Below are 24,400 nucleotides of genomic sequence, written 5' to 3'. Positions count from 1 at the left end.
ATTCAGCCGTTTTGGCGCCATCTGGCGGCGTGTTCCCGGGACAGGCGGATGAACTCCCCAAGGGCCGGAGACAGCCACTTTCCGGGATGGTACAGCATTTGTGTGGCCACTTGGCAGGGGCTGTCGTCCCAAGGGAGCCGGATGAGCCGGCCGGAGGACAGCTCGTCCTTGACCGCAATGGCGGGCAGCAGGGAGATGCCGAGACCGGACATGACGCAGTGCTTGATCGTCTCGATGCTCCAGAACTCCAGGTCGCTGCTGCTGTAGATCGCGTGGCTGTTTAAATGCTGTTCGAGCAGCAGGCGGTAGCTGCAGTCGGATTCGGTATGGATAAAAGAAACGTCTTTCAAGTCCAGAGTATCAACCTGCGGCAGCAGGGTCAGGGGATGCGCCGGCGGCGCAATGAGCGCCATCGGTTCATGGATGAGCGTCTCCGACTGCAAGTGCGGGTCATCCGCTTCCGGCTCCAGCACGAACACCAGGTCCATATCGCCGGACAGGGCCAATTTCTTGAGCTCCTTGCAGCCGGCCGGCCGGAGAATGATCTTCACGTCCGGGTACAGCTCCGTGTATTCCTTTATAATGTCCGGCAGACGGAACGCCGCAAGGGACTCGGGTGCGCCGATGTTCAGCGTGCCGAATGGCAGGCTTCCGCCAGCGGACATTTCGGCCAGCGCCCGGTCGTGCAGCTCCAGCAGCTGGATGGCATAGGGCAGCAGGCGCTCGCCTGCGGTTGTAAGCTGTACCTTTTTCCCAAGACGGTCAAACAGCTTCGAGCCGACTTCCTCCTCCAGCGCCTGAATTTGCGCCGTGACGCTCGATTGGGCGTAGGACAGGATTTCGGCGGCTTTGGTAAAGCCGTGCGTATCCGCAACGGTTCGGAAGGTGTGTAAGTGTTTTAAGTCCATCCATAATCCTCCATGATGCGAAATATGAATTCGTGGCAATCATCATCTATCGGTTCTCCCGATGGAAACGATCAAAATAATCTGTTTTACCTATTCATCTATTATCTGTTAAGCTGTGAGCACTGCACAACCCTAGAATGACCGGTAATCCCTGCCGGTTACACCATTAACAGCAGATAGGATGATCAAATATATGGCTTCATTAGAAAAGACCTCATTCGAAAAGACTTCTACAGCATCACACTTAACCTCTTCCATTCGGCTGCCTCAAGCCATCGCTTTGTATATCGGTTCGGTGCTCGGATCCGGCATCCTGATCGTGCCGGGGCTCGCCGCGCATATTGCGGGTCCGGCCTCGCTCCTGTCCTGGGGGCTCATGACGCTGCTCGTCCTGCCGATGGCCCTTGTCATGGGGCTGCTGTCGGCGCGTTACCCCGATGCCGGGGGCGTGTCCTCGTTTGTCTCCAGAGCATACGGCACCAAAGCCGGGACGCTGGTCGGCTGGTTTTTTCTCATGTCGGTGCCGATAGGCGCACCGGTAGCAGCATTGACGGGAGCAGGGTATATGACTGCAGCCTTTGGACTGGGTGACGACGCCAGAATCGTCATCGCCGCGCTGATGCTGGCTGTGTCCCTGTTCATCAACGTCTTTGGCATGAAGCTGGCAGGCAGCGTGCAAATCGTCGTCGTATCGGCGATCGTGCTGGTGCTCATCCTGGCGATATCCGGTTCTTATCCCCATATGGAAGCAAGGCACTTCACGCCTTTTATGCCGGAAGGGTGGATCAGCGTCGGCCAGAGTGCGGCCATTCTGTTCTGGTGTTTTATCGGCTGGGAGGCGGTATCGCATTTGTCCGAGGAGTTCGTGGACCCGAAACGGGCGGCGGTGCAGGGCGTGACGGTTGCGGCCATCATCGTAGGCGTGCTGTATTTTCTGACGGCTTTGGCCACGGTGGGAACGCACAGCTATGGGGGGAGCGGATCGGACGTATCGCTGCTGCTGGTTATTGAAAAGCTGCTCGGTCCGGCCGGGGCCGTTATCGCGGGCTTGACGGGAATGTTTATTTGCACGGCCACGGTCATTTCGTATACCGGCGCTTCGTCGAGGCTGGCTTACGCGCTGGCCCGGGAAGGAAAGGCGCCGGCCTGGATGGGGAAGATGTCGTCCCGATTCCAGACGCCTGTCGGGGGACTGGGCTTCCTGGCAGGGTGTTTCGTGCTCGTGCTCGTTCTGTACGGAACCGGCGCGGTGTCCCTGACCACGCTGATTACGCTCCCCAATGCCACGTTTATTTTGACGTATCTGGGCGGCTGCGCAGCCGGGATCCGGCTGCTGAAAGGCCAGCGGTGGGGACGGACGGTCAGCTGGCTGTCCTTTATCCTGACGGCGGCGGTGTTTCCGTTCGTCGGGTGGGCGATCTTGTATCCGCTGGTCATTTGCGGCGTTTATTTTTTGGTAAGTATAGGGCGGAAAAACAAAGCGCAAGCTTAACATAAACAGGCTTTCGGCTATCCTGTTCACCCATGTCGGCTATGGTAAATATGCGCGCACCGTGATATAATAAAAAGTCGTCTACCCTCTATTTTGATAGAGAGCAGCGATAACGATCAAAGCATATATATACCTAGTGTATTTTTTAAATAGGAGAGGTGAATCCCAGTGTTGGACCGATTGCAATCCTTGGCGGACCGTTATGAGAAGCTTAGTGAACTGCTTTGCGATCCTGACGTTGCGAACGACAGTAAGCGACTGCGGGAATATTCCAAAGAACAATCCGATTTGCAGCCTGCATATGAGGCTTATACTGAATATAAATCCGTTATGGAAGAACTCGAATCCGCCAAAGCGCTTCAGGCTGAGAAGCTGGACGACGAAATGCGTGAAATGGTCAAGATGGAAATCGAGGAACTGACCCAGCGCCGTACCGAGCTGGAGGAGCGCATCCGCATTCTGCTCCTGCCGAAGGACCCGAACGACGACAAGAACGTCATCGTGGAGATCCGTGGCGCGGCGGGCGGCGACGAAGCGGCTCTGTTCGCTTCCGACCTGTACCGGATGTACACGCGTTATGCGGATACCCAAGGCTGGCGCGTAGAGCTGATGGACGCCAATACGAACGATCTGGGCGGCTTCAAGGAAGTCATCTTCATGATCAACGGACGCGGCGCCTACAGCAAAATGAAATACGAAAGCGGTGCGCACCGCGTGCAGCGCATCCCGACGACGGAGTCCGGCGGACGGATCCATACTTCCACTTCCACAGTGGCGGTCATGCCGGAAGTCGAAGAGATCGACATCGAAATCCATGACAAGGATATCCGCGTCGATACGTTCTGCTCCAGCGGTGCGGGCGGACAATCCGTCAACACCACGAAATCCGCCGTTCGCGTGACCCATATTCCAACCGGAATCGTGGCCACCTGTCAGGACGGCAAGTCGCAGAACTCGAACAAGGAAAAGGCGCTTCAGGTGCTTCGTGCCCGGATCTTTGATATGATGCGGCAGGAAGAAGAAGCGAAGTATGCCGGTGAGCGGAAGAGCAAAGTGGGTACTGGCGACCGCAGTGAGCGGATCCGTACGTACAACTTCCCGCAGAGCCGGGTGACCGACCACCGCATCGGATTGACGCTGCACAAGCTCGATTCGGTGATGAATGGCGAAATCGAAGAGATCATTTCGGCCCTGAACATTGCGGAGCAGGCGGAAATGATGGATAAAGGGGAATAAGGCTTTGAAGGAAAGCACGTTTGTGATGACGACAAAGCAGAGTATACGGGAAGCCTTTGCGGAGGCTTCCTCTTTTTTAGCGGCGCATGAAGTGATGGAGCCGCAGCGGAACGCCCAGCTGCTGCTGGAGCATGTGCTGGGCCTCTCCGGCGCGGCCTATTACATGGCGCTGCCCGATCCGTTTCCGGACGAGCGGCGGAAGGCCTGGGAGGAAGTGATTTCCCGCAAGGCGGCGGGCGAACCGGCCCAATACATTATCGGGGAGCAGGAGTTCTACGGCATCCCCTTTCAGGTGACGCCCGCCGTGCTGATCCCGCGGCCCGAGACGGAGCTGCTCGTGGAAGCCGTGCTGCAGCAGGCCACGCAGCTGTGGCCGCAGGGAGCAGCACCGACTGAGCGAGCGGCATCTGCGGCGGAGGAGGAGCCGCCGCAAGGGCAGGGCGCCGGCCGCGTTCCGGGGCCGGCTGACGCGGAGCAGCCGGACCGCGAAGCGGCTCGTCCGGCGGCACAGAGCCGCGCAGCCGCTGCGCCCGGCGGCGGTGCCGGCACCGCGGACGGCCTGCGCCCGCTGGTCGCGGCCGACATCGGCACCGGCAGCGGCGCCATCGCGGTCACGCTGGCGCTGCACGCCCCGCGCTGGCAGGTCTACGCCAGCGACATCTCGGCGGATGCGCTGCGTGTCGCCGCGCGCAACGCCGAAGCCAACGGCGCCCAGGTCGCCTTCGAAGAAGGCAACCTGCTGGAGCCGTTTGCGGGGCGGCGGGTCGACATCCTGGTGTCGAACCCGCCGTACATTCCTGCGGCCGATATTCCCGGCCTGCAGCCCGAGGTGCGCGACCATGAGCCGCGCACGGCGCTGGACGGCGGAGCGGACGGGCTCGCGCCTTACCGCATCATGATGCAGCAGCTGCCGCTGCTGCAGGAGCCGCCCCGGCTCATCGGATTCGAGCTGGGCATCGGCCAGGCGGGCGAGGTCGCAGACCTGCTCCGCCAGGCGGGCCATTGGGATGAGATTATGATCATCCCGGACCTCGCCGGCATTGACCGCCACGTTCTCGGCGTCCGCCGGTGATCCCATAATTTTCTTTTTGACCCAATTTCCTCTACAATGGAACTACCTATGTTTTCCCTGGAGGAAAGGATATGCTGCGCAAACTGAAACAATTGGATTTCGCCGTCATGCTGGTGCTGCTCTGCCTGATGGCGTTCAGTCTGACTTCCATATACAGCGTCACCGCCGGCCGGCCCAAAACCGATCATTATTCGGTGCGGATGGCCGTCTATTACGTCATCGGCTTTGCAGGGTTTCTGGCGACTTCGCTCGTCAATTATAAGCTGCTGATTAAATATGCACTGTATGTGTATATCTTCGGCCTGATGCTGCTCTTATTCGTCCTGTTTGCCGGTAACGAATACTACGGTGCCCGCGGCTGGCTCACCCTTCCCGGGGGACTCAGCCTGCAGCCGGCCGAGCTGTTCAAGCTGTTCCTGGTCATTTTTCTGTCCAGCCTGCTGCTGAAGAAAAATCGAGACCGGTCCCGCGGCCTGTATTTTTGGCGGGATGTCGTGCCGATGGGGCTCCTCACCTTGGTTCCGCTTATGCTGGTGATGGCGCAAAACGACCTGGGGAACGCGCTCTGCTATCTCCTCATTCTGGTAGGGCTCCTGTGGATCGGCGGCATCCGGTATGTTCATGCGCTGATCGGGTTCGCCGTGGCCTTTGCCGCCATCTTCGGCGGAATTCAGGCTTATATTCATTATCATGACGAGGCGGCGAAGTTGTTCAAGTCCATTGGCCGCGAGCATTGGATCGCGCGTTTTGACCCCTGGCTCGTTCCGGACAAAGCTTCCCGTGACGACAGCTGGCAGACCTACAACGCCAAGCTGGCGATCGGGTCGGGCGGCCTGGACGGCAAGGGCTACATGCAGGGGACGACGATCCAGTCCGACGGCCGGGTTCCGCTGGCTTTTGCCGACTCGATCTTCGTCCAGATTGCCGAGGAGTACGGGTTTATCGGCTCGTCGGCGCTGCTGCTGCTGTATTTTATTCTGATCCACCGCATGATTCTGATTGCCGCGGACTGCCGTGACCGGGCGGGGCCATACCTGATTACAGGCATTATCACGATGTTCATTTACCAGATTTTTGTCAACATCGGCGCCTTTATCGGTCTGATGCCGCTGACCGGCATTACGCTGCCTTTTATCAGTTATGGCGGCACTTCACTGGTGATCAACATGGTCAGCATCGGGGTGGTGATGAGCGTCCGGATTCACGGGCAGGAGGAAGAGGAGCTGCTCCCGCTGCAGAACGAACCGGCTCCGGCCACAGGGACGGGCAAAATTCTGCGCCTCATCCGGGATGGATTTAACAGGAATTGAATATGGCATGGCTGTTCTATTACAATAGACAGGTACGCATCAGGGGCAACGAGGAGCGGAAGGCTCCGCACAGGAGGATAGCCATGCTTCAAAAGCTGAAAAAAGTGGATTATGTCGTCGTTTTTATTCTTTTGATTTTCATGGGCATCAGCATCATGTCCATTTACAGTGTCACACAGGGGACGAAGTTTGCCGGTTCCCATATTAAAATGATCGAGTTTTACGTGCTTGCCTTCATCGCATTTTTTGGGCTGGTTATCGTCGATTACAAGCTGCTTGTCAAATATGCGCTTTATTTGTATTTGTTCGGGTTGGCCCTGCTCGTTGCGGTTAACTTCATCGGGACCGACGTCAACGGCGCCCAGGGCTGGATCAAGATGGGAAGCTTCAGTTTGCAGCCTGCGGAGCTGTTCAAGCTCATCCTGATTATTTTTCTGACGTATATCATTATGCGCAAAAATAAATCGAGGCTCACGTTCTGGCATGACGTAGTCCCGATCGGACTGCTGACGTTCGTGCCGTTTGCGCTCGTTATGGTTCAGAATGACCTCGGGAACGCGCTCAGCTACGTTCTGATTTTGCTCGGACTGCTCTGGATCGGCAACATCAAGTTTTGGCATGCGCTGATTGCGCTGGTGGTGTTGGCGGCCGTCGCTGTCGGAAGCATTTTTTCTTACATTCATTTTCACGACAACATTGAGAAGTTTATGAAGGACATCGGACGGGAGCACTGGACGGAACGTCTCGACCCATGGCTGGTGCCGGATAAGGCGACGGCCAAGGCGTCCTATCATACGAAAAACGCCAAGCTGGCGATCGCATCCGGCGGCATGGTCGGCGAAGGGTATATGAAAGGGTCCTCGGTTCAATCCGGGCGTGTGCCGTATACTTATTCGGACTCCATTTTCGTGGAAATCGCCGAGGAATTCGGCTTCGTCGGTTCATCGGTCGTGCTGCTGCTGTATTTTATCCTGATCCACCGGATGATTCTGATCTGTCTCGAGTGCCGGGACCGGGCAGGGCCGATTCTGATCGTGGGCATTATCGCCATGATGCTCTATCAGATCTTCGAAAATATTGGCGCCTTCATCGGCCTGATGCCGCTGACCGGGATTACGCTGCCGTTTATCAGTTACGGCGGAACCTCGCTGCTGATCAATATGGCGAGCATCGGGATCGTCATGAGCGTGCGCGTTCATGGGGAGGAAGTGGACGACGAGATGCTGACCCCGGCAAACAAAGGGGCTTCCGCTCAAGCCGGACAGGCCAAGGCGGGTATGTGAAGCTGATGATTTACAAGAAACGACCGTTTTCGACAAGTCCTCGGGCTTGGGAAGGCGGTCTTTTTTTATGGGTTAAAAGCTCGTAGAAATACTAGATAAGATGAATTCGAGTTTTCTTATCATTCCTTGTTTCCAAGGGGAATATCCGTGTCAAAGGTGTGATTTCTTTAATTCAATCTATATTATAGATTGCTAGGTTTAGACTCTACCATTCCCGGACATACTGAGAACTATCATAGATTTGTTCTGATAGAGAGGGGCCCGGGGAAAATGGAAAAAACGATGAAGCAGGGGAAATATAGAGGGCAAGACTGGCTGCGCGACTTGGTGAAGGATACCGCCATTATTTTTTGTATTTTGTTTATGATCGCCATGATGTGGGAGAGCCAAAAGACCGACGCGGCCGTGGCCGGCGGGCCGATTCCGCAGGAGTCCATCCGCCTGCGCATCCTGGCCAATTCCGATAATCCGGATGACCAGCTGGTCAAACGCGAGATTCGCGATGCCGTGGTAGCGGAGATGAACGGCTGGGTACAGGAGCTTGAGGACCCGCAAAGCCTCGATCAGGCGAGAACGACGATCCGGGAGCATTTACCGGAACTGAACGATCTCGTGGGCCGTGAGCTGGAGAAGAGAGGCATTCATTACGATTACAATGTTGAACTGGGCATCGTGCCGTTTCCGACCAAACTGTACGGCGGTACCGTGTATCCGGCCGGGAACTATGAAGCACTCCGGATCACACTGGGTACAGGCAGCGGTCAAAATTGGTGGTGCGTGCTGTTCCCTCCGCTCTGCTTCATCGATGCGGCTAGCGGAGATGCTGCGGCTCAGCCCGCCGATGCCAAGGCTCAGTCTGCCGATGCCAAGGGTGACGCTAAGGGTGCTGTGACCACTGCGTCGGCCAAGGTGACGGATACTGCAGCCGCTCAAGCTTCCGGGAAAGCAGCTGCCGATGCTTCCCAGCCGGAAGTTCGCTTCTTCCTGGTAGACATGCTCTCCGGGCTGTGGTCCTGGCTGACGGGGCTGTTCGCTTAGGAACTAGCGGCCATCCTGTCCAGGGGCATGCGTCATGGAGATTTTGTAGATGTGCTATAATAAAACATACCAATTTCGATGACAGGAATGAACAGCGATGAAAGGGTTAAACCAAGGGCAGGATGGAGGAAGCGCTCCTTCCGCCCATGATGCAAATAAGAGCCATGCCACACCGGTATGGGATGTGACCGTATTGATGGGACGCAGCACCGCTGCTGCAGAAGCGGAGAGGGAAGCGGTGTCCCGTGCAGAGCAGTCGATCGGCCGGGCAGCCGCCATTCTACGGGATGGCGGTACCGTTGCTTTTCCGACCGAAACGGTCTACGGCCTTGGGGCGGATGCCCGGAATACGGAGGCTGTCGAGGCGATTTTCAAGGCCAAGGGCCGGCCGTCCGACAATCCGCTCATCGTCCACATTGCGGATACAAGCCAATTGCACGGGCTCGTGACGGAGGTCAGCGATACGGCGCGGCGGCTGATGGCGGCCTTTTGGCCCGGCCCGCTGACGCTGGTGCTGCCGCTTCGGCCGGGCGTGCTGTCCCCGCGGGTAACAGCGGGGCTGACGACGGTCGGCATCCGGATGCCGGACCATCCGATCGCGCTGAAGCTGATCGGTGAATCCGGCTGTCCGGTGGCGGCGCCGAGCGCCAACCGCTCGGGACGGCCGAGCCCGACGCTCGCGGGCCATGTCGAGGAAGATTTGAGCGGGCTGATCGACGGTATTCTGGACGGAGGGCCGACCGGGGTCGGCCTTGAATCCACCGTCGTACAGGTCCAGGAGGACGGCAGCGTCACCGTTCTCCGGCCCGGCGGCATTACGAGCGAGCAGCTTGCCGCCGCCTCCGGGGTGGCGGTGACGACCGATCCGGGAATCGAACGCTCACCGGATGAAGAGGAGATCGTCGCGCCGAAATCGCCCGGCATGAAATATACGCACTACGCTCCCAAGGGTGCGCTCACCATTGTGCAGGGCGGCACGCCGGAGCGGGTCTCCGGCTGGATCGATGAGCAGCTGAAGGCGGCGGCGGCCCGCGGGGAGAGAACCGGCGTGATGGCATTCGAGGAGCATATCGGCCGTTACGCCGCGGATTGCGTGCAGTCCCTCGGCAGTCTTGCCGGGCTGGAAGCGGCCGCCCACCGGCTGTACGCCGCTCTTCGCCGCATGGATGAAGAAGGCGTGACGTTTATTTTGTCGGAAGCCTGCCCGGAAGAGGGTCTGGGCGCTGCCATCATGAACCGGCTCCGCAAGGCCGCCGGCCAGCGGGTTGTGCGCTTGTGACCTCTCGCCGCACCTTTTAAGAGACATCATTTACCTCTTGTCCGCATATGGTTGTACAAGAACCTAACGGACATGGGGGAATAGGGATGTTGGAGACTTCTGCCGGTTTAGGGCAGCTAATGACAATCATGATAATGGCCGTCGCATTAGGACTGGATGCATTCTCTCTGGGCGTAGGAATCGGCATGAAAGGAATCCGGCTGCTGCATATTCTCAAGATCAGCTTGCTGATCGGCCTTTTCCATGTGTTGATGCCGCTGCTGGGAATGTTTATGGGATATTACGTCAGTTCGCTGCTTGGACAAGTTGCGGCCCTGGTTGCCGGCGGGCTGCTTGTGCTGCTAGGCGGGCACATGGTCCTGAATGCCTTCAAAACAAGCGAAACGCGAATGGTGGATCACCGCTCTTTGCTGGGGATGCTGCTGTTTTCGCTCAGCGTCAGCATTGACTCCTTTTCGGTAGGCGTATCCCTGGGGATGTTTGAGAGCAACCGGATTCTGACCGTGCTTGCTTTCGGGATCTGCGGGGGCGCGATGGCCGTGCTTGGACTCCTGCTCGGCAGGAGGGTAAGCCGGAATCTCGGCGAATACGGTGAGGCCCTTGGCGGCGCGATTTTGCTGGCATTTGGCCTCGCCTTTATCTTCTGATACAATATCGGCAAAGACACTTCGGGAGGTGCTAGAGACGTGAAGCATATTTTGTTTGTCTGTACGGGAAACACGTGCCGCAGCCCGATGGCCGAAGCTCTGCTTCGCAAGCTGGCCAAGGAGCGCAGCGTTCCGCTCGAAGTCCGTTCGGCCGGCGTGGCCGCCCTTGAAGGGACACCCATCTCGCGTCATGCGGAAGCGGTGCTGCGGGACCACGAGATCGATGAGCATTTGACTGCCAAGCCGCTCAGGGCCGACATGGTGGATTGGGCGGATTTGATTTTGACACTGACCCAGGGGCATAAGCAGCGTGTGATCCGGAGCTTTCCGCTCGCGGCTGACAAAATTTATACCCTGAAGGAATACACCGAAGATGACGAGAACGTGATCAAGGACCTGCAGGAGCTCGACAGCCTGTACGCCACCTGGGAAATGAAGCGGGCGCTCGGGCAGCAGCTGGAGGACGAGGAACGGGAGCGGCTGATCGAGATCCAGCAGCGGATCCCGAGCTTTGATATTTCGGACCCGTTCGGCGGGTCCCGCGACGATTACGATGTCACCGCCGCAGAAATCCGCGCCGCCATCGAGCGGCTGCTGGATAAGCTGGAGGCGTTCCGTACATTTTAAGAAACAAGCTTAAATTAGCACTTGGGCGGGAGCCTAGGCCTGAAAAAATGGAGTAAATTTGCAGATTGATTTTCATCGCGTCATGCTTTATGATGAAGGTGAAAAACATCGGTTCCGGTGTAACTGGCGACAATGTGGATCCAACCACGATGGAGCACCGGAATATACGGCCGGTCGCCTGGGCAAAAGAGCAATTCTGCGGAATGATCCGCGGACTGCTCTTTTTTTCGTCTAGTGGCTGCAAATGAGTTATAATGGTACAAGAAGTCACGGGAATACCGGGGAGCGCTGGATTCGTTTCTCTGTATTGCGCGAAATTTTAGGAGGTTTTTCGAAAGATGAAAATTGCTGTTGGAACAGATCATGCGGGTATACGTTTGAAAGAAGACATCATTGCCGTGATCGAAGGGATGGGGCATCAAGTTGCGGATGTGGGATGCGGATGCACGGATTCCGTGGACTATCCCGACTATGCTCTCCCTGTGTGCGATCTGGTTACCAAAGGCGAGGCCGACCGGGGAATCCTGATCTGTGGAACAGGCATCGGCATGAGCATCGCGGCGAACAAGGTTCCGGGCATCCGGTGTGCTTTGGTCCACGATGTGTTCTCGGCGATCGCCACCAGGGAGCATAACGACTCCAACGTGCTGGCGATGGGCGAACGCGTCATCGGTCCGGGTCTGGCCCAGGAAATCGTCAAGGCTTGGCTGGGCACGGAGTTCAGCGGCGGCGAGCGTCATGTCGGGCGTGTGAACAAGATTAAAGCGATTGAAGAGCGGTATCTGCACAATTAGGGAGGTTTTCTCATGGAAAGCATGTCAGGAGGCAGTCCATTGGAAGTTTCGCTGGGAGAACAGGTATCCCAAATTCTTCATGAGCTGGTGGAAGCCGCGGGGCTTGGCCCTGGTAAGGTACTGGTTGTCGGAACGAGCACCAGTGAGGTGGCCGGGAAACGCATCGGCACTTCGGGGGCGCTCGGGGTTGCCGAGGAGCTGCTGCAGGCGATCGGCGAGGTCCGGGCCAAGTTCGGCTTCGACACGGTGTTTCAGTGCTGCGAGCATTTGAACCGGGCGCTGGTGATGGAGCGTTCCGTACTGGAGCGTCTTCGCTTAACCGAGGTCGCCGCCGTTCCTGTTCCGAAGGCGGGCGGCTCTATGGCTGCCGCTGCTTACCGTTCCATGAAGGAGCCTTGCCTGGCCGAAGCGATCGAGGCTCACGCGGGCATTGACATCGGCGAGACGATGATCGGCATGCATCTGCGGCGTGTGGCGGTGCCTTTCCGCCCGACCCTACGCTATGTTGGGCACGCGCGTGTGAATGCGGCCTACACGCGGCCCAAGCTGATCGGCGGCGAACGGGCGGTGTACCGTCTGGATGAAGAAGCCGGCAGAACCGACCGTGACGGCGGCAGTTCAGATCTTTGCGATTAACATGAGCGGATGATTGAAACGAACATTTTATTTTGAATTCCAATAAGGGAGGAACTATTAACATGGATCAATTGCGTAAGAAGGACCCGGCTGTACTCGAGGCCATGAACTTGGAACTGAAGCGTCAGCGTGCAAACATCGAGCTGATCGCATCGGAGAATATTGTCAGTGAAGCGGTTATGGAAGCCATGGGCTCCGTCCTCACGAACAAATACGCCGAAGGATATCCGGGCAAGCGGTACTACGGCGGCTGCGAGCGCGTCGATATCGTTGAAGATATCGCTCGTGACCGTGCGAAAGAACTGTTCGGAGCCGAGCATGCCAACGTGCAGCCGCACTCCGGCGCTCAGGCCAACATGGCCGTATACCTGGCAGCGCTAAAACCAGGGGACACCGTACTCGGGATGAACCTTGCCCATGGCGGACACCTGACGCACGGAAGCCCGGTGAACGCATCCGGTCTGCTGTACAACTTCGTCGCTTACGGGGTCCAGGAAGATACGTTCCTCATCGATTATGACGAAGTCCGCAAACTTGCGTTCAAGCATCGTCCGCGCCTGATCGTCGCCGGTGCGAGCGCCTATCCGCGTACGATTGATTTCGAAGCTCTCGCTTCGATCGCCAATGACGTAGGCGCGCTGTTCATGGTCGACATGGCTCATATCGCGGGCCTGGTTGCAGCCGGGCTTCATCCGAACCCTGTGCCTCACGCCCATTTTGTTACGACGACAACGCACAAAACGCTCCGCGGTCCGCGCGGCGGCATGATTCTGTGCAAGCAGCCATGGGCTGCGGCCATCGACAAGGCCGTGTTCCCGGGCACGCAGGGCGGTCCGCTGATGCACGTTATCGCATCCAAAGCCGTAGCCTTGGGCGAAGCGCTGGACCCATCGTTCAAAACGTATGCCGAAAACGTGGTGAAGAACGCCAAAGTATTGGCTGAGACGCTGATCAGCGAAGGCCTGAACATCGTATCGGGCGGCACGGATAACCACCTGATGCTGGTGGATACCCGCAGCGTAAACATTACAGGGAAAGACGCTGAGAAGGTGCTGGACTCCGTCGGTATCACCGTCAACAAAAACGCCATTCCGTTCGATCCGACCAGCCCGTTCGTCACGAGCGGAATCCGGATCGGTACGCCGGCTGCGACTTCCCGCGGCATGGATGAAGTGGCTATGGTGACGATCGGCAAAATCATCGCCATGACGCTGAAGGCGCCTAAGGACGAAGCCGTGCTGTCCAAAGCAGCGGCGATGGTGAAGGAACTGACGGATCAATATCCGCTGTATCCTGAACTTAACTACTAATAGGACACAGATCTTGAGAAGTACAGGTCTGTGAGAATATAAGGGACTGGGGAATGTTCTCCGGTCCCTTTTTTTAGAAATAAGAAATAGAGATTTTCCGATGTTTCGAGGCTAACCATCCTGATCCCGCAAAAGAAACTCCCGCTAAACGCGGTCTGTCTTCTGAGAATGTACGCCGATAATACGTTTTTCTTTTCGCTCTCAGAAGCCGTATAGGTCAATAAACCTTTCTGCCGTCACAGCGGATGTGTGCCTTCACACTCTTAGAGTGGCTTTTATATAGTAGTTCAGAGGGAGATAAACTGCTAGATTTAAGACTGGTCGATGCGAAGGGCAAATGTTAGATTGGCGGGTCTTTACGGGGTGCTTACACCATGCCGGTTCCCTTGCGCGGTCTTTCGGTTAACGTTTAAGCCGGCTGATCTTTGGGCCAGAATAAACATATCTTTCTTGGGTGCAAAATCATTTCCAGGAATGATATAATAAATAAGATTTGTGTACTTGCATGTATCGTATGCGAATGGGCATCTAACTAACCGGCAATGACAGCACTTAGACTTACGATTTAACCGGAGGGACTAACATGGGAAAACTGGTGATTTGTGATCACCCTTTGATTCAACACAAACTGACATTTATCCGCGATGTGCGGACGAACACGAAAGATTTTCGCGAACTGGTCGATGAGGTTGCTTCCTTAATGGCTTACGAAATTACACGCGAGGTTCCGCTCGAGTCGGTGAAGGTGCAGACACCTGTCGCTGAGATGGACGGCAAGGTTCTGGCGGGCCGCATGCTTGGCCTGATTCCGATCCTGCGCGCCGGGCTCGGCATGCTCGACGGCATGCTGAAGCTGATTCCCGCCGCCAAGGTGGGACATGTTGGACTGTTCCGCGATCCGGAAACGCTGCAGCCTGTCGAGTATTACACGAAGCTGCCGACAGACGTGACCGAGCGCGAGCTGATCGTCATCGATCCGATGCTGGCGACCGGAGGATCGGCTATTGCCGCGATCGACGTCCTGAAGAAGCGGGGGTGCACCCAGATCAAGATGATGAACCTGATCGCCGCGCCGGAAGGTGTCAAAGCCGTGCAGGAAGCCCATCCTGACGTGGACATTTATGTAGCGGCCCTGGACGAGAAGCTGGACGACCACGGTTATATCATTCCGGGACTGGGAGACGCCGGAGACCGGCTGTACGGAACCAAGTAAGGAGAGGGAAACCATATGTCAAAAATTAAAGTGATGACGATCTTCGGGGTGCGCCCGGAAGCCATCAAGATGGCTCCGCTCATCTTAGAACTGCAGAAGCATCCCGAACATATCGAATCCGTCGTCTGCGTAACGGCCCAGCACCGTCAGATGCTGGATCAGGTGCTCGAGGTATTCAAGATTACGCCGGATTTCGATCTGGACGTGATGAAAGAGAACCAGACGCTGAACGAGGTGACCATCCGCGTTCTGCAGGGCCTGGAGCCGGTTTTGAAAGAGGCCAAGCCTGATATCGTTCTGGTGCACGGAGACACGCTGACGACCTTCCTGGCCAGCTATGCGGCCTTCCTGCAGAAGATCCAGGTAGGACATGTCGAAGCGGGCCTGAGAACGTGGAACAAGCTCTCCCCGTATCCGGAGGAGATGAACCGCCAGCTGACCGGCGTGCTTGCCGATCTTCATTTTGCCCCGACGGACTGGTCTGCAGGCAACCTGAAGAAGGAGAACAAGAACGAATCCCACATTTACGTGACTGGCAATACCGTTACCGACGTATTCCAGTACACCGTCAAGTCGGATTATCACCATCCGGTGCTCGACTGGGCGCAGGGCAAACGGCTGATTCTGATGACGGCGCACCGGCGAGAATCGCAGGGCGAGCCTCATCTGAACATCTTCCGTGCCGTGAAGCGGATTGCCGACGAATTCGACGATATCGCCATCGTGTATCCGGTCCATCCAAGCCCGGCGGTCAAAGAACCGGCGCATCAAATTTTGGGCAATCATCCAAGAATTAAGCTGATTGAACCGCTGGATGTTGTAGACTTGCACAATTTTTATCCGCATACGCATCTGATTCTGACGGACTCCGGCGGTCTTCAGGAAGAAGCTCCATCCTTCGGTGTGCCGGTGCTGGTGCTCCGTGACACGACCGAGCGACCGGAAGGTATCGAGGCGGGAACGCTCGAGCTGGTCGGAACGGATGAGGAACAAGTGTACGGACGGACGAAGCATTTGCTGACCGATCAAGAAGCCTATAATGCGATGAGCGGCGCCGCAAATCCATACGGAGATGGCAAGGCATCCCAGCGGATTGTCGACGCGATTTTGCATCATTTTGGCATCAAAAATGAACGTCCGGAACAATTTCACAGAATGTTCACAAAGGAAAGTTAAGCCATATTCTGAGGGCAAAGAGTACAGCATACAGTTAAACTGTACGGTTGACACGGATTTGCGGGCTTTTTGCAGTGATTTTAGTCACATTTCCAGCCAGTTTCGACACGGATTTGTTCAATTGACAAACTCTCGGGTCATTCAGTAAAATGAACTGGGATTAGAGGGTGGACAGAGATGAATCAACCTGATAAGCCGCAAAAATCCAATAAAAATGCTGCAAGCCCTCTGAAGTATGCGGGCCTTGTAAGCGCCATCGGAATCGATCTGGCCGCGTGTACTTTAGGGGGCTTTTATCTCGGCTCCTGGCTGGACAAGATTTGGGGAGGACCCGGACTCTGGATTGCATTCGGAGTTTTGCTGGGTCTGGCGATTGGCGGCGTAAGCGTTTTTATGATCACCAAGGCAGTCATGGGGGAAAGTGATGAGTGAACTATGGAAATACCGCAGGGTATTGACTAGAGCGACACTTTATTTCCTGGCTCTTTGCTTCTTGGGTGCTGCTGTCTTCCCGCAATACCGGAGTATAGCGCTGGGTATGGTGCTTGGCTCCAGTGTCAGCCTTGCCAATAGCTTTTATTTGGGCTATAAAGTGCAAAAAGTGTTGGATTCAGTCGAAGGCGGGGGCGGCAAGAGAGTAAATATGGGTTTTCTGACCCGTGCAGCCCTCAGTGTGCTGGCCGTCGTTGTGGCCTATCAAAGGCCGGAGACGTTTAACCTGTATGCCGTAGCGGCAACACTGGTATTGGCACAGTTTCTTCTCTTATTCATAGGGATTCGATTGTCTCGTAAACAGGAGTAGACCTTCAACTGAGAAAGGGGTGAGAAAAACATGCATACATCACCGATTATTGAATTGGGCGGCATAAGATTCGACCTTTCCGCAATTCTGATGCTGATTGTGACCTGTGTGATCGTGTTTGTGATCGCGAAGCTGGCAACCCGTAACTTGTCAGTCGAAAACCCGGGAAAATTGCAGAATTTCATGGAATGGACGGTGGAATTCGTCCAGAACCTGATTTCCAGCACGATGGATTGGAAGAAAGGGAAGCACTTTCTGTCCCTTGGATTGACATTTATTATGTTTATCTTCGTTGGCAACATGCTGGGACTTCCCTTTGGTATCGTAACAGACTTCCATGATGCAGGACATGCGCACATCTTTGGTAAAGAAATCGTTTCTGTAACCGAGGAATTTGCAAAGCACCCGGAAGTTGAAGAAGTCGGTGTGGCCTGGTGGAAATCACCAACGGCTGACGCTTCCGTAACCATGGCGCTGGCATTGATCGTATTCTTGCTTTCGCACTTTCTTGGAATCACCAAGAATACGAAGAATTACTTTAAGCACTATTTCCAACCTTATTGGTTCTTCTTCCCGATTAACGTTATCGAGCAGTTTGCGAAGCTGCTGACGCAGGGCATGCGTCTATTCGGTAACATCTTCGCGGGTGAAGTGCTGATCTCGGTTCTGTTGAAACTGACCGCACTCGGCGTAGGCGGATACATCGCTTCTGCGCTCGGTCTCGTCGTTTGGCAGGGCTTCAGTATTTTCGTCGGCGCCATCCAGGCATTCGTCTTTACGATCCTGACGATGGTTTATATCTCACAAATGATAGAAAGTCACGACGAACACGAACACTAGCTTCAAAGTTAAGCTTGGAGTTTTCTTCCTTCACTCTTAACTAAACATAAATATTAACAAATACACATCTCTAAGGAGGATTTTACAAATGGGAGTTTGGGCATTTCTTGCAGCTGCGATTGCAGTAGGTTTGGGCGCACTTGGCGCAGGTATTGGTAACGGTCTGATCGTAAGTAAAACGGTTGAAGGTATCGCTCGTCAGCCAGAAGCGAAATCCACGCTTCAAACAACAATGTTTATCGGTGTAGGTCTGGTCGAAGCCCTTCCAATCATCGGTGTCGTACTCGCGTTCTTGTTCTACGCAGGAGCTTAATTTAAGCAGTAAGGTTTGGCGGGGAAGGCCACGGCCATCCGCGCCTTCTTTTTAGCCGTCAGATAAGGAAGGTTCTTGGATCCTTCCTTATCTGATTGTCTGATGAACAAGACTGAACGTGCACCGGAAAGGAGTGACTAGATTGAGTATTAACTACGCATCTTTCTTTATCGCATTGATTGCGTTTGTGATTCTGTATTTGCTTCTGAACAAATATGCTTTCGGTCCGTTGTTCTCCATCATGGAGAAGCGCCGTGAGCTTGTGACGAGTCAAATGAACGAAGCGGCACAAACCCGCGAACAAGCCATTGCTTACGTAGAAGAGCAGAAAAAAGCTCTGGAAAATGCGCGCAAAGAGGCTTACGACATTATCGAACAATCCAGACAAACGAGCAGCAAGCAGGCTGACCAAATTATGGAACAAGCCAAGGTGGAAGCTTCTCGTATTAAAGAGGACGCTGTCCGCGATATCGCAAGCGAAAAGAACAAGGCGGTTCAGGAGCTGCGCAGCGAGCTGGGCGCCGTATCCGTGAAGATCGCATCCAAGCTGCTTGAGAAGGAAGTCAGCAGCGATAAAGCTCAGGAAGAGCTCGTGGACCAGTACCTTAAAGAGGTAGGGGGCAGACCATGAGCCGGGAGACAATAGCAGCCAAGCGTTATGCGAAGGCGCTGTTTGAAGTGGCTGCGCAGCAGCAGAAAACGCTGGAAGTGGAGCAGGAGCTCAAGGCCGTCGTTGGGGCCATTACCCAGGATGACGAGATCCGCCGTTTTATCTCCACGCCCAACATTGCCGTATCGGTGAAACTGGATGTGCTGAAGAAGGCCCTTCAAGACAAAGTATCCCAGCCGGTCATGAACACCGTTGATATGCTGATCGAGCGGGGCAGAGCGGATCTGTTCGCCGACCTGCTGGACAGCTACGTCCGGATCGAAGGCGAAAGCCTTGGACTTGCGGACGCCACGGTGTACTCCACCTATCCGCTGAGCGACCAGGAAATCGAAACGGTTGCCGCGGAGTTTGGAGCATTGGCTAAGAAGAAAATTCGCGTAACCAACGTGATTGATAAAAATCTGCTCGGCGGTGTAAAAGTCGTCATCGGCGATATGCTGTACGACGGCAGTTTGGCAGGGAAGCTGGAACGGCTTGAAAAGTCTTTTAACAGACTAGCACAGTAGATAGGGGTGAAGACACTTGAGTATCAGACCTGAAGAAATCAGTACGCTGATTAAAAGTCAAATTGAACAATATAAATCTGACATCGAAGTGGCCGAAGTCGGCACCGTTATTCAAGTAAGTGACGGTATCGCCCGTATTCACGGGATCGACAATGTTATGGCCGGTGAGCTCGTCGAGTTCGCCAACGGTGTTGTAGGCCTTGCGCTGAACTTGGAAGAAAGCAACGTAGGTGTCGTTATCCTCGGACCTTACACAGAAATCAAAGAAGGCGACCAAGTAAAACGTACCGGACGCATCATGCAGGTTCCTGTTGGGGAAGCCCTGCTCGGACGCGTTGTCAACCCGCTTGGTCAGCCAGTGGACGGCAAAGGACCGATCGAAGCTTCTGCTTATCGTCCGGTTGAGAGCAGCGCGCCAGGCGTTATCGACCGTAAATCGGTTCATGAGCCAATGCAAACCGGTATCAAAGCGATTGACGCTCTGGTGCCAATCGGCCGCGGACAGCGCGAGCTGATCATCGGTGACCGTCAAACGGGTAAAACCCAAATCGCGATCGATACGATCATTAACCAAAAAGGCAATGGCGTGAAATGTATCTATGTCGCCATCGGCCAAAAGCAATCGACGGTTGCGCACGTCGTGGAAAACCTTCGCCGTCACGGCGCTCTGGACTACACGATCGTCGTTACCGCATCGGCTTCCGAGCCTTCTCCGCTCTTGTACATCGCTCCTTATGCGGGCTGTGCAATGGGTGAGTACTTCATGTACAAAGGCGAGCATGCCTTGATCATCTATGATGACTTGTCGAAGCAGGCAGCGGCATACCGCGAATTGTCCCTGCTCCTCAGACGTCCTCCAGGCCGCGAAGCTTATCCTGGTGACGTATTCTATCTGCATTCCCGTTTGCTGGAACGCGCGGCGAAGCTGTCCGATGAACTCGGCGGTGGTTCATTAACCGCTCTGCCTTTCATTGAAACACAGGCGTCCGACGTATCCGCATATATCCCAACCAACGTTATTTCGATCACGGACGGACAGATCTTCCTTGAGTCCGAACTGTTCTATGCTGGACAGCGTCCGGCGATCAACGTAGGTATTTCCGTATCCCGGGTAGGTAGCTCCGCGCAGCTCAAGGCGATGAAGAAAGTCGCCGGCGGTTTGAAGCTGGATTTGGCCCAGTACCGCGAGCTTCAAGCGTTCTCCCAATTCGGTTCCGACCTTGACAAATCCACGCTGGCCCGTTTGAACCGTGGTGCGAGACTGATGGAAATCCTCAAGCAGGGGGTTAACCAGCCGCTCAGCGTTGAGCAGCAGGTAGCCAGCTTGTACACGGCAGTCAGAGGACACCTGGACGACATTCCTGTCGGCGACATCCGTCGTTTCGAGAGCGAATTCCTGGCGTTCCTTGAAAGCAACCATCCTGAGATCATGGCGTCCATCCGCGATACCAAAGATCTGGTTGCCGACAACGAAACGGCTCTGAAAGCGGCTATTGATAAATTTAAAAGAGGCTTTGCTGTGATGGCGTAAGCCTGGACGTGAACCGGGCCGCAAGGCTCGGGTTCATCTTTTTAGATATGCGCATCGAGTCTGCTTTGACGATGTCAAAGCTATGCAAATGCTTTCGAAGTAACTTTAGCTCTGCTAAAGTTTTGAGGTGGTGAAAACATGGCAAGAGGATTACGCGAAATTAAACGTCAGATCAAAAGTATTCAAGGCACGAAGCAGATCACGAAGGCGATGGAAATGGTCGCTGCCTCCAAGCTGAGAAGAGCCCAGGAGATGGCGCAGCATTCCCGTCCTTACTCCGAGAAGCTGAAGGAAGTGGTCTCCAGCATCGCGTCCGGTACCAAAGGCATCAAGCATCCGATGTTTGAGAAACGTCCCGTGAAGAAAACCGGTTACCTGGTCATCACCTCCGACCGCGGTCTTGCGGGCGGTTCGAACGCCAACGTGTTGAAGCTTGTCTCGACGATGATTAAGGAACGCCATAAGTCCAACGATGAATACGAGTTGTTCGTGATTGGACGGAAAGGCCGCGACTACATGCGCCGCAGAGAGCTTCCGATTGTGAAAGAGGTTACGGACTTGTCCGATACGCCATCGTTTGCCGACATCAAGTCGATCGCTTCCGCAGCGGTCCGCGAGTTTGAGGAAGGCAAAATCGATGAGCTGTACGTCATCTACAACCGCTTTGTGAACGCGTTGACGCAAATTCCGGAAGCCAATCTGCTCCTGCCGATGGACAGCATGGAATCCGCAGCTTCTCCGGTGGCCAGCTACGAATACGAGCCGTCTCCGGAAGCCGTTCTGGAAGCGCTGCTTCCTAAATATGCCGAAACCTTGATCTTCAGCGCACTGCTGGACGCCAAAGCCAGTGAGCTGGGTGCCAAGATGACGGCGATGGGCGCGGCGACAAAGAATGCGACCAAGCTGATCAACGAATTGACGCTGTCTTACAACCGTGCGCGTCAGGCGGCGATCACGCAGGAAATTACGGAAATCGTATCTGGTGCGAACGCTCAGGTATAAGATTTTTAGACGGTGTCTTATTTTCGAATAACAGTTTTCATAACCCGGGGGTGCTTGTCCGCGTATGGAGAAGCCCCGCCTGGTTTTCAGCAGCAAACTCATCCTTAATCGGTCTGTCGGCTTCGGTTACCTGCGATAGACATGATCTATATTTCATAATAGAACCTTGCACGGAGCATACCGTTAAGCCGCATGGCTTACGATTTAGGTTTGCGAATACAGCAGACTTGTAGGAGGGAACAAAAAAGATGAACAAAGGACGCGTTGTCAGCATTATGGGTGCGGTTGTCGACATCGAATTCGAAAGAGGTCAACTACCGGAAATCTACAATGCAATTAAAGTTGAGGGCACAGTCGCTGGCGGACGCCAGATTGACTTGACTCTGGAAGCTTCAAACCATCTGGGCGATAACATGGTGCGCTGCATTGCCATGTCCTCCACTGATGGACTCGTTCGTGGTATGGAAGCAGTGGATTTGGGCGGCCCAATCACTGTTCCGGTAGGATCCGCTACCCTCGGGCGCGTATTTAACGTACTGGGACAGCCGATCGACGAAGCGGGCGAAGTGACTTCCGAAGTTTCCAGCCCGATTCACCGTGAAGCACCAAAATACGACGAACTGTCGACCCAAGCAGAAATGCTGGAGACAGGGATCAAGGTTATCGACCTTCTCGCTCCTTACCAAAAGGGCGGTAAAATCGGTCTCTTCGGTGGTGCCGGCGTAGGTAAAACCGTTGCGATCCAGGAATTGATCAACAACATCGCTCAGGAACACGGCGGTATTTCCGTATTCGCGGGTGTAGGTGAACGTACCCGTGAAGGTAACGACCTGTACCACGAGATGAGCGATTCCGGCGTTATCAGCAAGACGGCGATGGTATTCGGACAGATGAACGAACCGCCGGGCGCCCGTCTTCGCGTGGCACTGACTGGTCTGACGATGGCGGAATACTTCCGTGATCAAGAAGGCAAAGACGTGCTGCTGTTTATCGACAACATTTTCCGCTTTACCCAAGCCGGTTCCGAAGTATCCGCCCTCCTCGGACGGATGCCTTCCGCGGTAGGTTACCAGCCAACGCTGGCAACCGAGATGGGTCAGCTTCAAGAGCGGATCACTTCCACGAAAAAAGGTTCCGTTACGTCGATCCAGGCGATCTACGTGCCTGCGGATGACTATACGGACCCGGCTCCAGCTACTACGTTCGCCCACTTGGACGCAACGACCAACCTGGAGCGTAAAATTTCCGAGATGGGTATCTATCCGGCGGTGGATCCGCTGGCATCGAGTTCCCGGATCCTGACGCCTGAAATCGTAGGCGAAGAGCATTACAACGTCGCTCAAGGCGTTAAGCGTCTCCTGGCCCGTTACAACGAGCTTCAGGATATCATCGCCATCCTCGGTATGGATGAGCTTAGCGAGGACGACAAGCTGATCGTAGGCCGTGCCCGCCGCGTACAGCGTTTCTTGTCCCAGCCATTCCACGTGGCAGAAGCGTTTAACGGCATGCCGGGTATTTATGTACCGGTTAAAGAAACGATCCGCAGTTTCAAGGAAATTCTCGAAGGCAAGCACGACGACCTTCCTGAAGCAGCCTTCCTCTTCGTTGGAACGATTGAACAAGCCGTAGAAAAAGCGAAGACGTTGGAATAGTGTCCTGCCGGGAGCTAACTGCTTCCGAAGTGAGCATTCAGGGAGGGATGTAAGTGAGCACCTTTTTATTGGAAATCGTCACACCGGACCACGTGGCTTATTCCGGAGAGGTGGACAGCCTGGTTGTACGCGGTGTGGAGGGTGAGCTCGGCATTTTGCCGAACCACATTCCGTTGGTCACCCCGCTGCGGGTTGCTCCGATTGCCGTGACGAGCGGCAAGAAAACCACCGAGATCGCGGTTAACGGCGGCTTTGTTGAAGTACGTAAAGACAAGGTTGTCGTTCTGGCTGAGAGCGCAGAGCTTCCTGAAGAGATCGATGTTGAACGTGCACGTGCCGCCAAAGAGCGTGCCGAGCGCCGTTTGGCAGCGGGCAAGCAGGATGAGATCGATTTCCGCCGTGCGGAAATGGCCCTGCAAAAAGCGATTAACCGGATCAATGTGGCCGGTCGTAAATAATAGTACAGAGAGCCTGTCTCGTTAAAGAGACAGGCTTTTTTATTGAAAAGGGAAAAACCGAAGGTATCGTTCCTATGAAACCAGGGGATTCTTCTGTCATACAATCCCCATATTCCATATAGAATATTGGTGCTGACTAGTCCAAATGACCTATTTATTTCCGAGGAAATTAGACAGAAAGCGCTTTACGATAAATTATTCAAAAATAAAGGAATTGGAACTGGATTCTTGAGGTCAAGGCAAGTATTATATAATAGTCCCTTGATGAGCTTGGTTGCTGGAAGGGACACCCAGCGTTCATCGTTATTCTTTTTTTAAATCAAGTGATGATGGAGGTAAGGGCATGGATTCGGACGTATCACAGAACATATCAAGCACCATCGGAGTCAGCGGTCTGATGTCCATTGTGGTGTCTTTGTTCTGCATCGGTTTGTCTTGGTGGGCGCTCCAGAACTTGAAGCTGGACCTGTTTATCAGGCATCCGAAGGGAGCTCAAGGGAAGCTGCTGCAGCTGCTGCTGGCAGTAGTGCTGGGGCATTTCGTCGCTAAGTTTCTGCTCGATTATATCGGCTGGAGCAACATGATCCGGTATATGTTTTAACCGG

At 54.9% G+C, this 24,400-nt stretch carries 26 protein-coding genes and 1 riboswitch; of the genes, 25 read left to right on the top strand and 1 reads right to left on the bottom strand.

Translation table 11 applies throughout. The features are described 5' to 3' along the window. Nucleotides 1-2: 2 nt before the first annotated feature. Complete coding sequence (locus K2F33_RS04690) at nucleotides 3-908, bottom strand: LysR family transcriptional regulator (protein WP_263881112.1); 906 nt, start codon at nucleotides 906-908, stop codon at nucleotides 3-5. Nucleotides 909-1,101: 193 nt separating this feature from the next. On the opposite strand from K2F33_RS04690, the gene K2F33_RS04685 reads away from it, so the two are divergent. From K2F33_RS04685 to K2F33_RS04565, 25 genes are all read left to right on the top strand, one after another. Then, nucleotides 1,102-2,400, top strand: a complete 1,299-nt coding sequence (locus tag K2F33_RS04685; protein WP_263881111.1) for an amino acid permease — start codon at nucleotides 1,102-1,104, stop codon at nucleotides 2,398-2,400. 168 nt (nucleotides 2,401-2,568) lie between these two features. Then, nucleotides 2,569-3,636 carry a peptide chain release factor 1 gene (gene prfA / locus K2F33_RS04680; RefSeq protein ID WP_076174707.1) on the top strand — a complete coding sequence of 356 codons (1,068 nt, stop codon included), beginning with the start codon at nucleotides 2,569-2,571 and terminating at the stop codon, nucleotides 3,634-3,636. Nucleotides 3,637-3,661: 25 nt separating this feature from the next. Continuing rightward, nucleotides 3,662-4,708 (top strand): HemK/PrmC family methyltransferase, encoded by a 1,047-nt coding sequence (locus K2F33_RS04675; RefSeq protein ID WP_412973995.1) that lies wholly within the window; start codon nucleotides 3,662-3,664, stop codon nucleotides 4,706-4,708. A 71-nt stretch (nucleotides 4,709-4,779) separates the two neighbouring features. Further along, complete coding sequence (locus K2F33_RS04670) at nucleotides 4,780-6,018, top strand: FtsW/RodA/SpoVE family cell cycle protein (protein WP_089549707.1); 1,239 nt, start codon at nucleotides 4,780-4,782, stop codon at nucleotides 6,016-6,018. 83 nt (nucleotides 6,019-6,101) lie between these two features. Beyond that, nucleotides 6,102-7,301, top strand: a complete 1,200-nt coding sequence (locus tag K2F33_RS04665; protein ID WP_089549708.1) for an FtsW/RodA/SpoVE family cell cycle protein — start codon at nucleotides 6,102-6,104, stop codon at nucleotides 7,299-7,301. 315 nt (nucleotides 7,302-7,616) lie between these two features. Beyond that, nucleotides 7,617-8,339 carry a stage II sporulation protein R gene (gene spoIIR / locus K2F33_RS04660; RefSeq protein WP_263882289.1) on the top strand — a complete coding sequence of 241 codons (723 nt, stop codon included), beginning with the start codon at nucleotides 7,617-7,619 and terminating at the stop codon, nucleotides 8,337-8,339. Between the two features lie 196 nt (nucleotides 8,340-8,535). Next, nucleotides 8,536-9,618 (top strand): L-threonylcarbamoyladenylate synthase, encoded by a 1,083-nt coding sequence (locus tag K2F33_RS04655; protein WP_263882288.1) that lies wholly within the window; start codon nucleotides 8,536-8,538, stop codon nucleotides 9,616-9,618. A gap of 86 nt (nucleotides 9,619-9,704) precedes the next feature. Next, nucleotides 9,705-10,265 (top strand): manganese efflux pump MntP, encoded by a 561-nt coding sequence (locus K2F33_RS04650; RefSeq protein WP_089549710.1) that lies wholly within the window; start codon nucleotides 9,705-9,707, stop codon nucleotides 10,263-10,265. 39 nt (nucleotides 10,266-10,304) lie between these two features. Further along, complete coding sequence (locus tag K2F33_RS04645; protein WP_263881109.1) at nucleotides 10,305-10,892, top strand: low molecular weight protein arginine phosphatase; 588 nt, start codon at nucleotides 10,305-10,307, stop codon at nucleotides 10,890-10,892. Nucleotides 10,893-11,001: 109 nt separating this feature from the next. Next, a riboswitch (ZMP/ZTP riboswitch) is annotated at nucleotides 11,002-11,083 on the top strand. A 147-nt stretch (nucleotides 11,084-11,230) separates the two neighbouring features. Then, nucleotides 11,231-11,686, top strand: a complete 456-nt coding sequence (gene rpiB, locus K2F33_RS04640) for a ribose 5-phosphate isomerase B (protein WP_089549712.1) — start codon at nucleotides 11,231-11,233, stop codon at nucleotides 11,684-11,686. Between the two features lie 21 nt (nucleotides 11,687-11,707). Further along, entirely contained in the window at nucleotides 11,708-12,322 is a 615-nt protein-coding gene (locus K2F33_RS04635; RefSeq protein WP_251678514.1) for a TIGR01440 family protein, read from the top strand. A 62-nt stretch (nucleotides 12,323-12,384) separates the two neighbouring features. After that, on the top strand, nucleotides 12,385-13,632 hold the full coding sequence (glyA, locus tag K2F33_RS04630) for a serine hydroxymethyltransferase (protein WP_263881108.1): 1,248 nt from the start codon (nucleotides 12,385-12,387) through the stop codon (nucleotides 13,630-13,632). A 583-nt stretch (nucleotides 13,633-14,215) separates the two neighbouring features. Further along, the gene (upp, locus tag K2F33_RS04625) at nucleotides 14,216-14,845 is read left to right on the top strand and encodes a uracil phosphoribosyltransferase (RefSeq protein WP_076174689.1); all 630 of its coding nucleotides are present in this window, start codon (nucleotides 14,216-14,218) and stop codon (nucleotides 14,843-14,845) included. Nucleotides 14,846-14,860: 15 nt separating this feature from the next. Further along, complete coding sequence (gene wecB, locus K2F33_RS04620; protein WP_089549714.1) at nucleotides 14,861-16,021, top strand: non-hydrolyzing UDP-N-acetylglucosamine 2-epimerase; 1,161 nt, start codon at nucleotides 14,861-14,863, stop codon at nucleotides 16,019-16,021. A gap of 177 nt (nucleotides 16,022-16,198) precedes the next feature. Continuing rightward, entirely contained in the window at nucleotides 16,199-16,453 is a 255-nt protein-coding gene (locus K2F33_RS04615) for an AtpZ/AtpI family protein (RefSeq protein WP_076174685.1), read from the top strand. Continuing rightward, nucleotides 16,446-16,823 carry an ATP synthase subunit I gene (locus K2F33_RS04610; RefSeq protein WP_076174683.1) on the top strand — a complete coding sequence of 126 codons (378 nt, stop codon included), beginning with the start codon at nucleotides 16,446-16,448 and terminating at the stop codon, nucleotides 16,821-16,823. The genes K2F33_RS04615 and K2F33_RS04610 overlap by 8 nt, the downstream gene beginning before the upstream one ends. 30 nt (nucleotides 16,824-16,853) lie before the next feature. Continuing rightward, a complete protein-coding gene (atpB, locus tag K2F33_RS04605) occupies nucleotides 16,854-17,663 on the top strand; it encodes a F0F1 ATP synthase subunit A (RefSeq protein WP_263881107.1) in 810 nt (269 codons plus the stop codon). Between the two features lie 88 nt (nucleotides 17,664-17,751). After that, on the top strand, nucleotides 17,752-17,976 hold the full coding sequence (atpE, locus tag K2F33_RS04600; RefSeq protein WP_036706394.1) for a F0F1 ATP synthase subunit C: 225 nt from the start codon (nucleotides 17,752-17,754) through the stop codon (nucleotides 17,974-17,976). A gap of 142 nt (nucleotides 17,977-18,118) precedes the next feature. Next, complete coding sequence (gene atpF, locus K2F33_RS04595; protein ID WP_145162898.1) at nucleotides 18,119-18,607, top strand: F0F1 ATP synthase subunit B; 489 nt, start codon at nucleotides 18,119-18,121, stop codon at nucleotides 18,605-18,607. Beyond that, nucleotides 18,604-19,152: a F0F1 ATP synthase subunit delta gene (locus tag K2F33_RS04590; RefSeq protein ID WP_089549717.1), complete on the top strand. Its 549-nt coding sequence runs from the start codon at nucleotides 18,604-18,606 to the stop codon at nucleotides 19,150-19,152. The genes atpF and K2F33_RS04590 overlap by 4 nt, the downstream gene beginning before the upstream one ends. Before the next feature lie 16 nt (nucleotides 19,153-19,168). Then, on the top strand, nucleotides 19,169-20,683 hold the full coding sequence (atpA, locus tag K2F33_RS04585) for a F0F1 ATP synthase subunit alpha (protein WP_076174674.1): 1,515 nt from the start codon (nucleotides 19,169-19,171) through the stop codon (nucleotides 20,681-20,683). Nucleotides 20,684-20,821: 138 nt separating this feature from the next. After that, on the top strand, nucleotides 20,822-21,685 hold the full coding sequence (gene atpG / locus K2F33_RS04580) for an ATP synthase F1 subunit gamma (protein WP_076174672.1): 864 nt from the start codon (nucleotides 20,822-20,824) through the stop codon (nucleotides 21,683-21,685). Between the two features lie 248 nt (nucleotides 21,686-21,933). Further along, the gene (gene atpD / locus K2F33_RS04575) at nucleotides 21,934-23,337 is read left to right on the top strand and encodes a F0F1 ATP synthase subunit beta (protein ID WP_076174670.1); all 1,404 of its coding nucleotides are present in this window, start codon (nucleotides 21,934-21,936) and stop codon (nucleotides 23,335-23,337) included. A 53-nt stretch (nucleotides 23,338-23,390) separates the two neighbouring features. Beyond that, nucleotides 23,391-23,795, top strand: coding sequence for a F0F1 ATP synthase subunit epsilon (locus K2F33_RS04570; protein WP_076174668.1), 405 nt, complete (start codon nucleotides 23,391-23,393; stop codon nucleotides 23,793-23,795). A 343-nt stretch (nucleotides 23,796-24,138) separates the two neighbouring features. Then, complete coding sequence (locus tag K2F33_RS04565; RefSeq protein ID WP_076174666.1) at nucleotides 24,139-24,396, top strand: DUF1146 family protein; 258 nt, start codon at nucleotides 24,139-24,141, stop codon at nucleotides 24,394-24,396. Nucleotides 24,397-24,400: the final 4 nt, after the last annotated feature.

Source organism: Paenibacillus sp. PSB04 (assembly GCF_025809195.1).
Lineage (GTDB): Bacteria > Bacillota > Bacilli > Paenibacillales > Paenibacillaceae > Paenibacillus_AQ > Paenibacillus_AQ favisporus.
This window is presented reverse-complemented; position numbering and strand designations above follow the sequence as displayed.

What these genes read in the sequence shown, in the direction of transcription:
- atpG (WP_076174672.1), top strand. Translation starts at nt 20,822, where the DNA reads ATGGCAAGAGGATTACGCGAAATTAAACGTCAGATCAAAAGTATTCAA.
- upp (WP_076174689.1), top strand. Translation starts at nt 14,216, where the DNA reads ATGGGAAAACTGGTGATTTGTGATCACCCTTTGATTCAACACAAACTG.
- K2F33_RS04655 (WP_263882288.1), top strand. Translation starts at nt 8,536, where the DNA reads ATGGGACGCAGCACCGCTGCTGCAGAAGCGGAGAGGGAAGCGGTGTCC.
- atpD (WP_076174670.1), top strand. Translation starts at nt 21,934, where the DNA reads ATGAACAAAGGACGCGTTGTCAGCATTATGGGTGCGGTTGTCGACATC.
- K2F33_RS04665 (WP_089549708.1), top strand. Translation starts at nt 6,102, where the DNA reads ATGCTTCAAAAGCTGAAAAAAGTGGATTATGTCGTCGTTTTTATTCTT.
- K2F33_RS04675 (WP_412973995.1), top strand. Translation starts at nt 3,662, where the DNA reads ATGACGACAAAGCAGAGTATACGGGAAGCCTTTGCGGAGGCTTCCTCT.
- K2F33_RS04615 (WP_076174685.1), top strand. Translation starts at nt 16,199, where the DNA reads ATGAATCAACCTGATAAGCCGCAAAAATCCAATAAAAATGCTGCAAGC.
- K2F33_RS04610 (WP_076174683.1), top strand. Translation starts at nt 16,446, where the DNA reads ATGAGTGAACTATGGAAATACCGCAGGGTATTGACTAGAGCGACACTT.
- K2F33_RS04690 (WP_263881112.1), bottom strand. Translation starts at nt 908, where the DNA reads ATGGACTTAAAACACTTACACACCTTCCGAACCGTTGCGGATACGCAC.
- atpB (WP_263881107.1), top strand. Translation starts at nt 16,854, where the DNA reads ATGCATACATCACCGATTATTGAATTGGGCGGCATAAGATTCGACCTT.
- K2F33_RS04670 (WP_089549707.1), top strand. Translation starts at nt 4,780, where the DNA reads ATGCTGCGCAAACTGAAACAATTGGATTTCGCCGTCATGCTGGTGCTG.
- rpiB (WP_089549712.1), top strand. Translation starts at nt 11,231, where the DNA reads ATGAAAATTGCTGTTGGAACAGATCATGCGGGTATACGTTTGAAAGAA.
- K2F33_RS04650 (WP_089549710.1), top strand. Translation starts at nt 9,705, where the DNA reads ATGTTGGAGACTTCTGCCGGTTTAGGGCAGCTAATGACAATCATGATA.
- K2F33_RS04565 (WP_076174666.1), top strand. Translation starts at nt 24,139, where the DNA reads ATGGATTCGGACGTATCACAGAACATATCAAGCACCATCGGAGTCAGC.
- wecB (WP_089549714.1), top strand. Translation starts at nt 14,861, where the DNA reads ATGTCAAAAATTAAAGTGATGACGATCTTCGGGGTGCGCCCGGAAGCC.
- K2F33_RS04635 (WP_251678514.1), top strand. Translation starts at nt 11,708, where the DNA reads ATGTCAGGAGGCAGTCCATTGGAAGTTTCGCTGGGAGAACAGGTATCC.
- atpE (WP_036706394.1), top strand. Translation starts at nt 17,752, where the DNA reads ATGGGAGTTTGGGCATTTCTTGCAGCTGCGATTGCAGTAGGTTTGGGC.
- glyA (WP_263881108.1), top strand. Translation starts at nt 12,385, where the DNA reads ATGGATCAATTGCGTAAGAAGGACCCGGCTGTACTCGAGGCCATGAAC.
- K2F33_RS04590 (WP_089549717.1), top strand. Translation starts at nt 18,604, where the DNA reads ATGAGCCGGGAGACAATAGCAGCCAAGCGTTATGCGAAGGCGCTGTTT.
- K2F33_RS04685 (WP_263881111.1), top strand. Translation starts at nt 1,102, where the DNA reads ATGGCTTCATTAGAAAAGACCTCATTCGAAAAGACTTCTACAGCATCA.